Origin of the sequence: Pantoea sp. WEP (assembly GCF_041678305.1) — a bacterium.
In the GTDB taxonomy this organism is placed as follows: Bacteria; Pseudomonadota; Gammaproteobacteria; order Enterobacterales; family Enterobacteriaceae; genus Pantoea; species Pantoea dispersa.
The window spans coordinates 196,049-211,947 of the sequence record NZ_JBGNXB010000001.1 but is presented as its reverse complement, the minus strand read 5'-3'; the positions used below and the strand labels follow the sequence as shown (position 1 = coordinate 211,947).

Here is a 15,899-nt window from a genome sequence, read left to right as displayed (position 1 = left end):
TTACCTCTCAACGGCACGCGACGGCGTGCCTGGAGCCTGTTATGTCCCAGTCTGTTTATAGCTTTTTTTATATCGCCATCGACACCGAAGCGGGCGTCACCGCTGAACAGTTTGAAACCTTCGTGCGCGAAAAAGGCGTGCATCTCCCCTGCTATCCCGGCTGGCGCTGGACGCTGTTTCGCGGTCTGCGCGGCGAGCGCGTCGATCAATACCTTATGCTGTTTGAAATGAAAGATGCGGCACAGCGCGCGCGCTTTATGCAGGATGACGGTGAACTTACCGCCGAGGCAGAGCACTTCTGGCATCTGCATCCCGACGCGGACGCGCTGCTCAGCGAGTGGCGCCAGCTGGCAACCTTCGCGCGGCGCCCGACAATTTTCACCCATTTCGATCTGCTGGCAGAGAATCCTCACAGTACGCTGCCGGGTGGCCCGCGCTTTGATGCCCGCAGCGGCACCGCGCGCATTCTCGGTACTCACTATCTGGCGCTGCGACCGGGCGTGCAGCCGCAGGAATTTGAGCAATTCATCGCGCAGAATGCCGCGCGTATCGTTGATTATCCCGGCTGGAAGTTTCATCTGCTGAAAGGCCACAGCGGCAACCGGCTGGACGGCTATGTGGTGATGATGGAGATTGAGAGTGAAGCGGCGCTGAATGTGTTTTATCCGCAGCCTGATATCGCCACCGCCAGCGCGGCTGACTTTGCGCGCACGCACCGGGATACCAAACAGATGTATGAAGAGTGGAAGCAGCTGGCGTCCTTTTCCGGTTCGCCGCAGCTGTATACCGATTATCTCGCCGTGGCGGAATGTGGCATGCTGAAGTGAGTGCTGGCGGCGCGTTCTGCTTACGGCTGTAACGCGCCGCCGGTTTTCTCCGTTACGACTGGTAGTAATACACCGCTTCAAAAGGCCGCAGGTGCGTCAATGCCCCAGGCGGCGATGCCTCACTGTAATTACTCATCAGCACCTGCCAGTTGCCTTCAACTTCCGGCAGCAGCAGTGGCTGCGCGCTGTGACTCAGGTTCGCCACCACCAGCAGGCTTTCACGCGACGAATTGCGACGATAACACCAGATGTGTGACGCTTCCGGTGCCAGATCCTGATAATCGCCCTCGGTGAAGATAGCGTAACGCTTACGCAGCCGAATCAGCGTTTGGTAGCCATAGAACACCGAGTTGCTGTCGAGCAGCGCATTAGCCGCGTTGATCAGCGTAGAGTTATCCGCCACGCCTATCCACGGCTCACCCCGCGTGAAGCCGGCATTGGCGCTGCTGTCCCACAGCATCGGCGAGCGGCTGTTATCGCGCGATTTACTGGCCAGAATCGCCAGGATTGCCGCCTCCGGCTTGCCCTGCGCCAGCCATGCAGTGTGGATGTTATGGCTCTCGATGTCCTGATACTGCTCAATGCGAGTGAAATGGGGGTTGGTCATTCCCAGCTCTTCGCCCTGATAGATATAGGGCGTGCCCTGCATGCCGTGCAGCAACATCGCAAAGCATTTTGCCGAGGCGATGCGCAGCGCGCCTTCATCACCGAAGCGCGTGACGATACGCGGCTGATCGTGGTTACACCAGAACAGCGCATTCCACGCCACGTCGTGCATCCCGCGCTGCCACTCCGCAAAAATTGCCTTGAGCTGAACGAAGTCCGGTGCCGCCAGCGTCCATTTGTCGCCCTGGGGATAATCCACCTTGAGATGGTGGAAGTTAAAGGTCATCGACAGCTCGTTTTGCGCCAGCGAAGCATAGCGCTGGCAGTTGGCCAGCGTGGTCGAGGACATTTCCCCCACCGTCATCAGCCCGCGCGGTGTGAACACATCGCGGTTGAACTCCTGCAGGTAGTCATGGATGCGCGGGCCATCGGTGTAGAAGCGCCGCCCGTCATGGCCGGGTAGATCGTCGCTAAAATCCTGGTGCTTCGACACCAGGTTGATCACATCAAGCCGCAATCCATCGACGCCTCGATCCGCCCAGAAGTGGCACACCTGCTTTAACGCCTCGCGCACCGCCGGATTTTCCCAGTTGAGATCGGCCTGCTCCGGCGCGTACAGGTGCAGATAGTATTGCTGACGCCGTTCGTTCCACGCCCAGGCGCTGCCGCCAAACTTAGACTGCCAGTTGTTGGGTGGCGTACCGGGCACCCCGTCGCGCCAGATATAGAAATCGACGTACGGCTGTTCACCGGCTTCGGCACGCTTAAACCAGTCGTGCTCGGTCGAGGTGTGGTTAAACACCATATCCAGCACCATGCACATACCGCGCCGGTGCGTCTCCGCCAGCAGGTGGTCAAAGTCGGCCATGGTGCCATAGGCGGGATCGATGGCGGTGTAATCCGCCACGTCGTAACCGTTATCGATCTGCGGCGACACATAGATCGGCGTCAGCCACAGCGCATCGACGCCCAGCTGCTGCAGATAATCCAGCCGCTGAATCACACCGTTGAGATCGCCGGTGCCGCGCGCCCCGCTGTCCTGAAAACTTTTGGGATAGATTTGGTAGATCACCGCCTGGCGCCACCAGGGATATTCAGCGTGCCTGTTCATGTTGCACCTCTGCCTGGCTGATGATGGCGGTTGCCGCTTTACGTTTGGTGATGATGATGGTCAGCAGCAGCGGAACCAGAATCGCCACCAGAATCGCCAGCGAGTAAACCGTCCAGTACTGTGGCTGAATCGAGAGGATGCCCGGCAAGCCACCTACGCCGATGCCGTTGGCCATCACGCCGTTGAGGCCGCACAGCAGCGCCGCCAGTGCAGAGCCAATCATGGCGCACAGCATGGGGTAGCGGTACTTGAGGTTGACGCCGTACATCGCCGGCTCCGTTACGCCGAGCCACGCTGAAATGGCGGCCGGCACGGTGAGGTCGCGTTCAGCACGATCTTTGTTAGCGATAATGATGCCGACCACCGCAGCACCCTGTGCAATATTGGACAGCGCAATCAGCGGCCACACCGGCGTGCCGCCCATGCTCTGAATCATCTGCAGATCAACCGCCAGCGTGGTCTGATGCACGCCGGTGATCACCATCGGCGCATACAGGAAGCCAAACAGCGCGGCACCAATCGGCGCGAAGCTGCCGGTCATCAGGTGACGCACCGCAAAAGCGATGCCGTCGCCAATCAGACGGCCAAACGGGCCAATCAGACTGTGGGCGAGGAAAACCGACAGCAGCAGCGCACACACCGGCACCACCACCAGCGTCAGATAGGCGGGCACGATACGTTTTAGCGCCAGTTCGATTTTCGCCAGCGCCAGCCCGGCCAGCAACGCCGGGATCACCTGCGCCTGATAGCCGACCCGATCAATACTGAACCAGCCGAAGTTCCACACTTCCGGCACCTGGCTGCCAATCAGATACGCATTCATCAGCTGCGGTGAAACCAGCGTAATGCCCAGCACAATCCCCAGGATTGGCGTACCACCCAGCTTGCGCACCACCGACCAGCAAATCCCCACCGGCAAATAGAAGAAGATCGCTTCGCCAATCAGCCAGAGGAAATCGTACAGCCCTTTCACACCGGGATAGAGCTGCACCAGGGTTTTATCATCCGCCACGGCAATATCGCCGAGCACGTTACGGAAACCGAGAATTAAACCGCCGCTAATTAACGCCGGTAATAACGGGAAAAATATCTCAGCAAAATGGGATAATAATGCCTCGTGCCATTTCATCTGGCTGCGCGCCGCAGATTTAATCTGCTCCTTAGAGGTCTCACTAATATTTAGTGCTTCAACTAACGCTTTATAATAAGTGTCAACTTCGGTTCCAATAATTACCTGAAACTGTCCGGCAGCGTTAAAGCATCCTTTAACGCCGGGCGTGGCGCGGATGGCCGCCGGATCGGCTTTGTCGACATCCTGCAGCACAAAGCGCAGGCGGGTAATACAGTGCGAAAGTGACAGAATATTTTCCCGACCGCCCACGCGGTCAATGAGATCGTTAATGATCTCGCGACTGATGGTTTTCATTATCATCCCTTATTTCCATGCCGGAATCGGCAGTGGACGATAATACGCCGCTACTTTTAATTTTAACCATAGCAAAACGAGGGAATTAGTTGGCGATCACAAAAATATTTACGCAATACATCGCAGGAAAATTAACTTAACAATAATTATTTAACCTGATAACTAAATTTGCGCCATTTAAATATAAATTCGGGACATTTCGTATTGTTGAATATTTATTTAAACGGTAGCGCGGTGGCAGTGCAAATTTCGCCACCGCGCAATAATGCGTCAGACGATGCGGTGGCGCAGACGACCAATCTTCTCAATTTCCACTTCGATCTCATCGCCAGGGAACATAAACAGCGGTGGCGTACGCTTTTTCCCCACGCCGCCTGGTGAGCCGGTGATGATGACATCGCCCGGTGACAGCGGACTAAACGCCGAGATGTATTCAATGATCTTCGCCACCGGATGCACCATGCTGGCCGTGGTATCGTTCTGCACTTCGCGCTGATTCAGCCAGGTTTTGATCGCCAGCTGCTGCGGGTCCGGGATGTCGTCGGCGGTGGTCATCCACGGGCCAAAGCCGCCGGTTTGCTGCCAGTTTTTGCCTGCGGTAAACCAGGTGAACTGCATGTCGCGCACCGTGGCATCCATAAAGCAGCTGTAGCCCGCTACATGCTGTAGCGCATCGGCGGCTTTTACCTGATAAGCCGCCTTGCCGATGATCACCGCCAGCTCGCCTTCGTAATCAAATTCAGCCGTGGTCGCCGGTTTCAGCAGGGGCTGCTCGTGTGCTGCCAGCGAATCGGCAAAGCGCACGAACAGCGTCGGCGCGTCGAGCGTGGCGGCAAACTCCTGACGCTTGTCGGCATAGTTCATGCCAACGCAGAAGACTTTGCCTGGGTTTTCCACCACCGGCAGGAAGCGAATCGCGCTGAAGGCATAGTCCACCGGCTCGCTCAGGTACCCCTGCAGGTCACTCAGGCCACCGCGCTGCAGCAGGGTTTTCAAATCCGGACAGCTGTCGCCCAGCCGCGTACCGAGATCGATCACGCCGTCGGGTTGCACGATGCCATAACTTTTTCTTGCCTGGTCAATAAGAGAAAAACTGCACAGCTGCATGATGGCCTCAATGTTATAGAGAATTTGCGCGCAGGTTATCAAAAGCCAGACGGAAAAGCGGTATGACCTGAGGGTAAAGTAATTAATGTTTGTGAGTTTTGGTGACAGAGGTGCGCAGAGGGGAACGGCGCCGGGTGATAACCACAGGTCGATCCCTGACCGCGATTATCGAGGGTTTCTGGCGGAGCGCTTAGTTTAAGGCGCCCGGCGGTACGTGTTTGAAGGTCTCAACATAAGAGCGAAACACGGAGCGGAAAAAACGTTTCATGGTGCACCTGATACAAAAATTGTTGAAGAATTACGCGAAAATTATAACGCCCGCGCATTTTTCACGCAATTATTTTTGAACCAGATCACAAAATCGTGCCAGACGTTAACGGAACAGCCCTAAGTGCTCAATCAGGATGGTGCAGCCAATGCTGATCAGTACCACGCCGCCCAGCACTTCCGCCCATTTGCCCATTACCGGACCGATAAAGCGGCCGACCAGCACACCGGTGGTCGCCATGATGGTGGTAGCCGCACCAATGATGAGCGCGGTGAGCACAATGTTAACCTGCAGGAACGCGAGGCCAACGCCCACCGCCAGCGCATCAAGGCTGGTCGCTACCGCCGTCAGCGCCAGTACCATAAAGCCGTGGCGCTGCGGCGCTTCGCACGGCTCGTCGGCCGTCTGACGGAAACCTTCCATGATCATCCGCCCGCCAAGAATGCCCAGCAGACCAAATGCCACCCAGTGATCCCACGCCATAATGTAGTGGCTGGCAGCCAACCCGATGGCCCACCCCACCAGCGGCGTCAGCATTTCAATGACGCCAAAAATCAGCCCTGTGCGTAATGCTTCTTTGAAGCCCGGACGATACAGCGACGCGCCTTTGCCCAGTGCTGCAGCGAAAGCGTCCATCGACATACCAAAGGCCAGAATCAGGGTTGCGATAAATGTCATGGTTTTCAGTCAATGCGGTGAAATAAGACGATTAAGCCTGCACTTTGTCCGCATATCGGGTTCAGTAATGAAAAAGTGCGCGCAGTCTAGCACGCCAATCCGCCAAAAAAAAGACAACAAAATCATGGGTTTAAGTATAGCAAAGGCTATAACTCTTAACTGCCGCTATTTCTGCAGCTAAGTAGATGGAATAGAAGAAATTTCTTAGCGTACGCTGCTGCGGGGATTGCACCGCGCCGCGGTTTTATGCGCTAATGCCCGCGCTAACTGATTTTGGAATGATGCGATGAAAAACCCATTTGAAACGCTGATCATCCCGGGCGGCATTCTGCTGCTGGGCTTTCTTTCGGCGCTACTGCTGCCCGCCCCTTCGTTTGGCGTGGCGCTGGCAAAACAGCTGCAGCAGGCTCTGCATCTGCAGGATGTGAATCAGCTGTACACCATGGTGTTCTGCGTCTGGTTTTTGCTGCTGGGTACCGTTGAGTTTTTCATTATCCGCTTCGTCTGGCGCCGCTGGTTCCAGCTGCGCTGAACGGTGTACGTGATGCATTTTTCTTCTGACGGGCGCCTGACACGGTGCCCAAATTAAAAGTCACACAAATGTAACATTATTTTTACACGATCTGGCGAAACATCAGGCAACATAAAATCCGCATAAAAAATCAATTTCGCTAAAACCTATTGTTTTCAATGCGTTAATTTGTGATCCAGCTCACCGTGTGAAATCAACCCTCTCCATTTCCCTCACACTGCCGCAACAACTACGTTACTATAACTGCCTGATTAGGGGATAAAAATCCCTTATGACAGCGCCGTCGGGCTGATTAATTCTTATGCTGAATCATTTCTGCATTTAAAAAATAAACAAACGTTTAATTCCGATACGAGAATGTTATATTCGAATGCATATGCATAACGTGCAGTTAACCGTTATCACACCTATGGCTTAAACCTGAGTCTTAACCTTTGAGAAATAGCGCAACGCGCTTGCAAAAAGCGTGGCTGTTTCGCCTGCGAACCTGTTGAGCTTCAGGGCAACAGAGAGGAGATGTCGCCTCATGAGCAACACTGCGGTAAATCTGGCGCTAGCCGCCGCTGGCATGGAAAGCACACACCTTCAGGAACGAAAAGACGTAGATGTCCTGCTGATCGGCGCAGGCGTGATGAGTGCTACCTTAGGCACCTGGCTGCAGGATCTCGAGCCAGACTGGTCGATTGAGATGGTCGAGCGGCTGGATGATGTCGCGGTCGAATCCTCTAACGGCTGGAACAATGCCGGCACCGGCCACGCGGCGCTGGCCGAGCTGAACTATACGCCCGAAAGAGCGGATGGCAGCATCGACATTGCCAAAGCGGTGGCGATTAACGAATCCTTCCAGATTTCCCGCCAGTTCTGGGCGTATCACGTACAGAAAGGCAACCTGAGTAATCCACAAAGCTTTATTCACAGCACGCCGCACATGAGTTTTGTCTGGGGCGAGGCCAACGTCGCTTTCCTGCGTAAGCGCTTCCAGGCGCTGCAGAAAAGCACCCTGTTCCGCGGCATGAACTATTCCGAAGATCGTGACCAAATCGCTGAGTGGATTCCGCTGGTGATGAATGGACGCGACCGCAAGCAGAAAGTGGCGGCCACCTGGACCGACATGGGCACCGACGTTAACTTCGGTGAAGTGACGCGCCAGCTGATTGCCGCGCTGGAGAAGAAAGAGAATTTCCGCCTGCGTCTGCGTCAGGAAGTGCGCGATATCAAGCGCCTGAGCGATGGGCGCTGGCAGGTAAGCCTGCACAACCTCGCCAGCGGTGAGTCGCGGGTGCTGACTGCGCGCCAGCTGTTTATCGGTGCCGGCGGTGCCGCGCTGCCGCTGCTGCAAAAAACCGGCATCCCGGAAGTAAAAGGCTACGCCGGTTTCCCGGTGGGCGGCTCGTTCCTCGTCACGGAAAACCCGGACGTGGTGGCGCAGCACATGGCGAAGGTGTACGGCAAAGCCAGCGTGGGCGCACCACCGATGTCGGTACCGCACGTTGATACCCGCGTGCTGGATGGCAAGCAGGTGCTGCTGTTTGGCCCGTTTGCGACCTTCTCCACCAAATTCCTCAAGCAGGGCTCGCTGCTGGATATGTTCGGCGCGATGAACAGCAGTAACCTGCTGCCGATGATGCAGGTTGGGCTGAAAAGCTTCGATCTGGTGAAATATCTGGTCGATCAGGTGCTGCAGAGCGATGACGATCGTATGGAGGCGCTACGCGCTTATGTGCCGCAGGCAAAACAGGAAGACTGGAAGCTGGTCACGGCCGGTCAGCGCGTGCAAATCATCAAAAATGATGAGAAAGAGGGCGGCGTGCTGCGTCTCGGTACCGAAGTGGTCACCTCGGCCGACGGCTCGATCTCTGCGCTGCTGGGCGCGTCACCGGGCGCCTCCACCGCAGCACCGATTATGCTGGAGCTGATGGCGAAAGTGTTTCCGGAGCAGATGCGCTCGCCAGAGTGGCAAACCAAAATCCGCGCGGTAATCCCGTCGTGGGGCCGCAAGCTGAACGGCGACGTGGCGCTGACCGAGAAGGTGCTGGCCGAAACCAGTCGCGTGCTGCAGCTGGATTACGCACCGGTCATCACGCCGGAAGCTGCCAACGACGAAGGCCGTGAAACCGCCCATGTGGTGGGCAAGTAAGCGGCGACGCCTGTCCCTTCACCGGCAAATACAGACCTGACTGAGGCCGCAATCGCGGCCTCTTTTTTTGATTACGGTGTCGCCCTTTGGATGACGCAATCTCTGACGGTTCAGCCTGGGATTTATTCACCAGGAAGCGCGCGTTTGTTAGCGGCACAATACATTGCACATTGCGCGATAAATCGCGCCGCTACATCAGGGTGCGTCGTACGGCTTCGTTAACTGACCAGCCCCCATATTGTGCCCCTGCTTACCGCGCCATCCAACGTCATGGCATCAGCTCAATAGCAGCGCGTCATACAGCATCCAGCCGGTGGTCGCCACCAGCGACAGCGCCATTAGCGTGTTGAACGCCTGACGTTTCCACGCAATCTGCAGGTGATGGCGCAGCCGGTCGCCCAGCGCTGCCCAGATTAAAATACACGGCAGGTTGAGGGCGGCAAAGCCGAGCAGCACCGCCAGCACACCGTTACTGTTGGCGTACATCAGCGCCACGTTGGTGACCATCAGCCAGGCTTTGGGATTCACCGCCTGGAAACACACGCCGCCCAGCAGGGTCATCGGACGCGGACGCTCGCGCAGCTGCGGCGCACCGGCGCGGAAGATTTTCCACGACAGCCACAGCAGATAGCTGCATCCCACCACCGTCAGCGGCAACCGCACCGACGCCATCCAGTGCAATAGCAGCTCCAGCGCCACGCTCGCCAGCAGCATCTGTAACGCACAGCCGAGCAGGATGCCAAACAGCATCGGCAGCGTGCGCCGGAAGCCAAAATTAACGCCGGACGTTGCCAGTAACAAGTTGTTCGGACCCGGTGTAATCGACATCACCGTAACGTAGCTAAAGAAGGATGGATCGAGCATGGTGCGTTTCCCTGAGAATCAACGAAGCACCATGCTAATGCGCAAATTACAATGGCAACAGAGACACAAAATCACTATTGTGATGGATACAGTTAAGGCAATTTTAAATTGTACCTATTACGCGCGGAGGCTTTTGTGTCCCTTCCTCTCTCATCCGGCCAGACGCTGTACCAGCAGCTGGCGGACAGTTTTGCCGAATCTATCCATCAGGGCACGCTGAAGCCGGGTAAGCGCCTGCCGGCCATCCGGCGCGTGGCACAGTCGCACCAGGTCAGCATCAATACGGTGCTAAGTGCCTGGCATATTCTTGAAGATCGCGGCCTGATAGAAGCCCGTCCGCAGTCGGGCTACTACGTGCGTGGCGTGCTGCCCGCGGTAACGCGACCGCTCAGGCCGATGAGCGCCAGCGTCAATGACCCCAGCACGCAAAAACTGGAACTGATCGAGCAGGTGTTCGCCGCGCAGAATCACCCCGACTACACCAATATTTCGCTGGCCTGCCCGCAGGATAGCGAACTGTTTCCGGCGGCGAAACTGGGACGCATTACCGCCTCCCTTATTCGCCGCGATAACGACATCATTGGTCGTTATGCGCTTCCGCCGGGTAGTGAGCGCTTACGGGAGGAGATTGCGCGCCGTAGCCTGCACACCGGCCTGAATCTCACTGTCGCGGACATCACCCTGACCCACGGCTGCATGGAAGCGCTGCAGCTGGCGCTGCGTGCGGTGACGAAGCCGGGCGACTGCGTCGGGCTGGAATCGCCGACCTACTTCTTTTTGTTCCCGCTGCTGGCCTCACTCGGGCTGAAGGCGCTGGAAATCCCCACCGATCCGCAAAACGGCCTGTCGCTGGACGCCCTAGAGATGCTGCTGCAGGAGCAGCGCATTCAGGCGCTGATCGCCATGCCGGGCGCGCAGAATCCGCTGGGCTACGTGATGCCGCTGGAGAATAAAAAGCGTCTCGCGAAGTTAGTGAATACTTACCACGTTCCGCTGCTGGAAGATGGGCTGTATGACGAATTGCAGTTTGACTGGCCGCTGTCGCCACCGGTCAAAGCCTTTGACCGCGACGGCTGGGTGATTTACTGCACCAGCTTCACCAAAACCGTCGCGCCCGATTTTCGCGTGGGCTGGACGGCTGCTGGCCGCTTCCACCCGGCGATTGCGCGGCTGAAAGCGGTATCGTCGATGACCGAATCAAAACTGCTGAGCGAAACGCTGGCCGAATTCCTTGCCAGCGGCGGTTATGATCACCATCTGCGTTCGCTGCGGCGTCGCTATGCCGCCAATCTGGATGCGGCGCGCGGCATCATTGCCCGTCACTTCCCGCAGGGCACGCGCGCTACCCTGCCGCGCGGCGGCTTTGTGTTTTGGGTCGAGCTGCCGGGCAAAGTTGACACGGTGGAGATGTTCCATCGCCTGTTGCAGGAGCAGATTTGCGTCACGCCGGGCGCGCTCTATTCGCTGAGCGATCGCTATCGCCATGCGCTGCGTCTCTCCTGCTGCTATCCGTTTGATGAGCGTTACACCTGGGCACTGAAACGCACCGGCGCGCTGGCCTGTGAAATCACCGGTATCGCGCCGGGTCAGGATCAGGGCTTACCGTTGCGGCCCCAGGTAGTGTAACCCTCGCGTTCGGTCAGCCGCTCATAATAGGTTTGCACGGCAGGAAAGTCCGGATGGTCGAGCGGGGTTTCAAACCAGCGGTTCACCGCCAGGCCAACCGGAATATCGGCCAGGGTAAAGTTACGGCCCGCGACGTAGCGCCCTGTTTTTTCCAGCTGCTGATTAAGAATACCCATGGTGTGGCTCCAGCCTTTGATGGCGGCAGCCAGCAGGCGCGGATCCTGATGGGCTGGCGAATTGCGCACCAGCGACATAAAAGCATAGCGCCATGAGGTGTTGAGCTCGGTGGCCTGCCAGTCCATCCACTGATCGACCGGCGCACGCGCGCGCGGATTATCCGGGTAGAGCCATTCACCGCCGTTGCTGTTGGCGAGATAGCGCAGAATCGCGTTGGACTCCCACATCACGAAGTCATCTTCGATGATCACCGGCACCATAGCGTTGGGATTGAGCGCCATAAACTGCGATGAGTGCAACGACTGCGGGTCTTCGCCCCACGGCTCGTGCTCCCAGGCAATATCCAGCTCTGAACAGAGCCACAGCACTTTACGAACGTTGATTGACGAGTTACGGCCCAGAATTTTTAACATAGCGGACTCCGCTGGCAGAATTGTTAATCTATTCATAGTCCTGTTAGACGCCTTAAGCAATCAGCAGGATGTAAATCCGGATTTCAGACAACCTCAATGAGGAAAGGAGCGAACATGCAGGTGGCGTTTAAACAAGTGGATGTGTTCTCCACAGGCGCGTTCAGCGGCAATCCGCTGGCGGTGATCATGGATGCCCGGGGTCTGAGTGACGCACAGCTGGCGGCCATCGCACGCTGGACCAATCTGTCGGAAACCACCTTCGTGCTGCCACCACAGGATGCCACAGCCGACTATCGTGTGCGCATTTTTACGCCCGGCGGCGAGCTGCCGTTTGCCGGACATCCCACGCTTGGCACCGCGCATGCCTTGCTGGAAGCTGGCTGGCCCCTGAAAACAGCGGGTAAGATTGTGCAGGAGTGCGGCGTGGGCCTGGTTGAGGTACAGATTGGCGCTGACGGTACGCTGGCCTTTGCCGCGCCGGACGCCAGCCTGACGCCGTTCAGTGATGCACTCATGAGCAGCGCACTGCACAGTGACGCGTTCGATCTCAGCCAGACGCCAGCCGTGGCGGATATGGGGATTCGCTGGCTGTTAATTCCGATGAGCAGCGCGCAGGCGGTGCTGGAGGTGGTCACCCAGGCGGACGATTTACTGCGGCTGCAGCAGCATGCGGGCGTGAACGGCATCGCCCTGTTTGGCCCGCTGCCGCAGGATGCAGAGGCGCAGTACGAGGTGCGCGCGCTGCTGGTCGAGAACGGTAGCCTGGCCGAAGATCCGGTCACCGGCAGCGCCAACGCCTGTCTGGCACGCTATCTGGCGGCGCAGGGCCAGCGGCAGGATTACTGCGCGCGTCAAGGCAGCGCCATCCAGCGTGCCGGTCGCATTGTGGTGCGTTTTGCCGGTGAGACAATCTGGATCGGCGGGCAAACCGTCACCCTGATTGATGGCACGATTGAGGTGTAAAACGGGCGCTGCTCCGTTCGTTTACACGATCCGGTCGCAGCGCGATGTTTTTACAGTGCCTGACCGCCGGAGGCCTCGATACGCTGGGCGGTAATCCAGCCGGTTTCGTCGCTCAGGATCGCGCTAATGGCATCACCGATATCATCCGGCAGACCAACGCGGCCCAGCGCGGTCACTGAAGCGATATGCGCGTTCAGATCTTTCGTGTCGCGCACGCGACCGCCGCCAAAGTCGGTTTCAATCGCCCCCGGCGCCAGAATGTTGACGCGAATGCGGCGCTCGCCCAGCTCTTTCGCCTGATAGCGCGTCAGCACTTCCATCGCCCCTTTCATGGCGGCGTAAGTACCTGAACCCGGCAGCGTCATGCGCGTCAGACCGCTGGAAATGTTCAGGATGCGTCCACCATCGGCGATCAGCGGCAGCAGTTTCTGCGTCAGGAAATACGGCCCTTTAAAATGCACATTCACCAGCGCATCAAACTCATCTTCACTGGTTTCGGCCAGCAGCTTGTAATGACCGTGGCCAGCGTTGTTCACTAAATAATCAAAGCTGTCGCGCTGCCAGGTCTCGTTCAGCGTTGCTTTGACCCGCGCCGCAAAGTCATCGAACTGCTTACTGTCGCCCACATCCAGCTGCAGCGCCACCGCACGCGCGCCCAGCGCCTCTATCTCCTTTACTACCGCCTGCGCTTCTTCAGCATGACCGCGCCAGGTAAACAGAATATCGACGCCCTTAGCGGCCAGTTTTAGCGCGCCATTCTTGCCCAGACCGCGGTTACCGCCGGTAATCAATGCAATTTTATGAGACATGTTTCGCTCCGGTTGGAAAATTGAACACGGATTAAGGATATTCGCGAATAATTGATCTATAAACGCAGGGGAATACACAGCACTGTTTCACTAACAACAACAATCGGTGAACAACATGGATAAAATTCACGCTATGCAGGTGTTTGTGCGGGTGGCAGAAATGGGCAGTTTTACCCGCGCGGCTGAGAGTCTGGGTTTACCCAAGGGCAGCGTGTCCCGCCAGCTGCAGGCGCTGGAAAACCAGATGGGCACACGTTTGCTGCACCGTACCACGCGCCGTGTGCATCTCACCCAGGATGGGCTGGTGTATTACGATCGCTGCCTGGATTTGCTGTCGATGCTGGATGATATGGACAGCCTGTTCCAGCACGATCCTGCCACGCTGAGCGGCAAGCTGCGCGTCGATATGTCGGTGGCAATGGCGACCGGTTTTATCCTGCCGCGCCTGCCGGAGTTTTTGCAGCACTATCCGGGCGTGGAGATTGAACTGAGCAGCAGCGATCGCCAGGTTGATGTGATTCGCGAGGGCTTTGACTGCGTGTTGCGCGTTGGCGAACTGAAAGATTCCGGCCTGATTGCGCGAAAAATTGGCTCGCACGCCTTGATCAACTGCGCCAGCCCTGGCTACCTTTCCCGCTTCGGCATGCCGGTGCGGCTGGACGATCTCGGCCAGCACGCCATGGTGCACTATACCCAACAGCTGGGGCAGCCCTCGCCGGGCTTTGAGTACTTTGATGGCAAACAGTGCCACTACGTGCAGACCGGCGGCGTGGTGACGGTAAACAGCACCGAAACCTATCGCGCCGCCTGTATCGCCGGGCTGGGCATTATTCAGGTACCGGCGATTGGCGTGCAGCCGCTGCTGGAATCCGGCCAGCTGGTCGAAGTGCTGCACCACTTCCCGGCCAAACCGATGCCGATTTCCCTGCTCTATCCTCACCGTCGCAACGTGGCGCGCCGCGTGCGGGTGTTTATGGAGTGGCTGAGTCAGGTGCTGCAGGAATACGTGACCTGAACGGGCAGGCTATAATTTTATTTTCGCTGTGAACAGGATGCAGAAGGTCTATGACGGACAAAACCACAAAAGCCTCAGCGGCTGAAGCTAAGCCGCTGATTGATATCAAAACCGGGAACAAAACGGTGGATGGCTCGATCAGGCGCGTCTCACGCTTTGCCGCCTGGTTTCAGGCGATCCCGGCAGTGGCGCACTTTTTGCGCGCGCTGGAGCGCTTTAACGATCGCCTCGGCAGCCAGTTTGGTGCGGCGATCACCTATTTTTCATTTCTTTCGCTGATACCGATTTTGATGGTCTCCTTTGCGGCGGTCGGCTTTGTGCTGGCGTCCAATCAGGACCTGCTTTCTGAGTTGATCAACAAAATCGTTAACAGCATCAGCGACCCGACGCTGGCCACCACGCTGAAAAATACCGTGAATACCGCGATTCAGCAGCGCGCGACCGTGGGCCTGACCGGTTTGCTGCTGGCGCTCTACTCCGGCATTAACTGGATGGGTAACCTGCGCGAAGCGGTGCGCGCCCAGTCGCGTGACGTATGGGAGCGCACGCCCGATGACCAGGAAAAGTGGTGGAAGAAGTATCTGCGCGACCTGGTTTCGCTGCTGGGTCTGATGCTGGCGCTGGTGATTACGCTGTCGCTGACCTCGATTGCCGGCGCAGCGCAGGCGGCGATCGTGAATGCGCTGGGGCTGGGCGATATTGAGTGGCTGCGGCCGGCGATGACCATCATCGCGCTGTCGATCTCCATCTTCGCCAACTATCTGCTGTTCCTGTGGATTTTCTGGATCCTGCCGCGCCATAAGCCGCGCAAAAAAGCGCTGCTGCGCGGAACGCTGCTGGCGGCGATTGGGTTTGAGGTGATCAAGTTTGTTATGACGCTGACGCTGCCGAAGCTGGCGACGTCGCCCTCCGGTGCCGCCTTTGGATCGGTGCTGGGGCTGATGGCCTTCTTCTACTTTTTCGCGCGTCTGACGCTGTTCTGCGCCGCGTGGATCGCCACCGCAAAATACAAGGATGATCCCGAGATGTCGCAGCCGCATCACTCTGCCTAACGCGACAATTCAGTTACATTTGCCGCAACAGCAAAAAATGTTTCCTGCTGGCTACTAAAGCAGCAAAAACCAGCAGGAAACGCTAAAGGGTCACTTTTATTTGGCCCTTTTGCAGAGAATCACGCCAGAAAAGCCGCGCTTCCCCTTCCCATCCGCCGCCGATTGCCGTAACTCAGAAATTATCCTCTTTTTCGCCGCCAAAGCCCGGTGTGACGCGGTTTTTCGTCATTGAATGCGGCAAAACAGGTGCGTAAGATTCTTTGTTTACATTTACAATTAAGAAACAGT

Annotated in this window: 15 protein-coding genes; 7 read left to right on the top strand and 8 right to left on the bottom strand. The window is 57.3% G+C overall.

Annotated features, from left to right (window positions below):
* The first annotated feature begins 41 nt into the window (after positions 1–41).
* Positions 42–827, top strand: a complete 786-nt coding sequence (locus tag ABVR31_RS00975; RefSeq protein ID WP_021507898.1) for a hypothetical protein — start codon at positions 42–44, stop codon at positions 825–827.
* Positions 828–879: 52 nt separating this feature from the next.
* Here the strand turns inward: ABVR31_RS00975 and treC are convergent, their stop codons facing one another.
* The 5 genes from treC to mntP form a co-directional block, all read right to left on the bottom strand.
* Positions 880–2,544, bottom strand: coding sequence for an alpha,alpha-phosphotrehalase (treC, locus tag ABVR31_RS00970; RefSeq protein WP_371221881.1), 1,665 nt, complete (start codon positions 2,542–2,544; stop codon positions 880–882).
* Positions 2,528–3,970, bottom strand: coding sequence for a PTS trehalose transporter subunit IIBC (treB, locus tag ABVR31_RS00965; protein WP_150361662.1), 1,443 nt, complete (start codon positions 3,968–3,970; stop codon positions 2,528–2,530). Before treB ends, treC begins: the two co-directional genes overlap by 17 nt.
* Positions 3,971–4,240: 270 nt before the next feature.
* The gene (locus ABVR31_RS00960) at positions 4,241–5,077 is read right to left on the bottom strand and encodes a fumarylacetoacetate hydrolase family protein (RefSeq protein ID WP_088516510.1); all 837 of its coding nucleotides are present in this window, start codon (positions 5,075–5,077) and stop codon (positions 4,241–4,243) included.
* A 190-nt stretch (positions 5,078–5,267) separates the two neighbouring features.
* Positions 5,268–5,345 carry a stress response protein AzuC gene (gene azuC / locus ABVR31_RS00955; protein ID WP_125310475.1) on the bottom strand — a complete coding sequence of 26 codons (78 nt, stop codon included), beginning with the start codon at positions 5,343–5,345 and terminating at the stop codon, positions 5,268–5,270.
* 105 nt (positions 5,346–5,450) lie between these two features.
* Positions 5,451–6,023, bottom strand: coding sequence for a manganese efflux pump MntP (gene mntP / locus ABVR31_RS00950; protein WP_372771700.1), 573 nt, complete (start codon positions 6,021–6,023; stop codon positions 5,451–5,453).
* Between the two features lie 286 nt (positions 6,024–6,309).
* Between mntP and ABVR31_RS00945 the strand changes: the two genes are divergently transcribed.
* On the top strand, positions 6,310–6,555 hold the full coding sequence (locus ABVR31_RS00945; RefSeq protein WP_010615729.1) for a DUF1158 domain-containing protein: 246 nt from the start codon (positions 6,310–6,312) through the stop codon (positions 6,553–6,555).
* Between the two features lie 526 nt (positions 6,556–7,081).
* Positions 7,082–8,692: a malate dehydrogenase (quinone) gene (gene mqo / locus ABVR31_RS00940; protein ID WP_021507903.1), complete on the top strand. Its 1,611-nt coding sequence runs from the start codon at positions 7,082–7,084 to the stop codon at positions 8,690–8,692.
* Between the two features lie 276 nt (positions 8,693–8,968).
* Here the strand turns inward: mqo and ABVR31_RS00935 are convergent, their stop codons facing one another.
* On the bottom strand, positions 8,969–9,556 hold the full coding sequence (locus ABVR31_RS00935; RefSeq protein ID WP_058759374.1) for a LysE family translocator: 588 nt from the start codon (positions 9,554–9,556) through the stop codon (positions 8,969–8,971).
* A 135-nt stretch (positions 9,557–9,691) separates the two neighbouring features.
* Between ABVR31_RS00935 and ABVR31_RS00930 the strand changes: the two genes are divergently transcribed.
* Positions 9,692–11,182 (top strand): PLP-dependent aminotransferase family protein, encoded by a 1,491-nt coding sequence (locus tag ABVR31_RS00930; protein WP_058775178.1) that lies wholly within the window; start codon positions 9,692–9,694, stop codon positions 11,180–11,182.
* Here the strand turns inward: ABVR31_RS00930 and ABVR31_RS00925 are convergent.
* The gene (locus tag ABVR31_RS00925) at positions 11,149–11,772 is read right to left on the bottom strand and encodes a glutathione S-transferase family protein (RefSeq protein WP_371221880.1); all 624 of its coding nucleotides are present in this window, start codon (positions 11,770–11,772) and stop codon (positions 11,149–11,151) included. The two genes, ABVR31_RS00930 and ABVR31_RS00925, sit on opposite strands and share 34 nt — an antisense overlap.
* A 114-nt stretch (positions 11,773–11,886) precedes the next feature.
* Between ABVR31_RS00925 and ABVR31_RS00920 the strand changes: the two genes are divergently transcribed.
* Positions 11,887–12,735 (top strand): PhzF family phenazine biosynthesis protein, encoded by an 849-nt coding sequence (locus ABVR31_RS00920; protein WP_371221879.1) that lies wholly within the window; start codon positions 11,887–11,889, stop codon positions 12,733–12,735.
* Between the two features lie 50 nt (positions 12,736–12,785).
* On the opposite strand, the gene ABVR31_RS00915 is transcribed toward ABVR31_RS00920, so the two are convergent.
* A complete protein-coding gene (locus tag ABVR31_RS00915) occupies positions 12,786–13,544 on the bottom strand; it encodes an SDR family NAD(P)-dependent oxidoreductase (protein WP_222951492.1) in 759 nt (252 codons plus the stop codon).
* Between the two features lie 115 nt (positions 13,545–13,659).
* Between ABVR31_RS00915 and ABVR31_RS00910 the strand changes: the two genes are divergently transcribed.
* Both ABVR31_RS00910 and yhjD read left to right on the top strand, forming a co-directional pair.
* Positions 13,660–14,559, top strand: a complete 900-nt coding sequence (locus tag ABVR31_RS00910) for a LysR family transcriptional regulator (protein ID WP_031279769.1) — start codon at positions 13,660–13,662, stop codon at positions 14,557–14,559.
* 50 nt (positions 14,560–14,609) lie between these two features.
* Positions 14,610–15,611 (top strand): inner membrane protein YhjD, encoded by a 1,002-nt coding sequence (gene yhjD, locus ABVR31_RS00905; RefSeq protein ID WP_058759376.1) that lies wholly within the window; start codon positions 14,610–14,612, stop codon positions 15,609–15,611.
* Positions 15,612–15,899 lie beyond the last annotated feature (288 nt).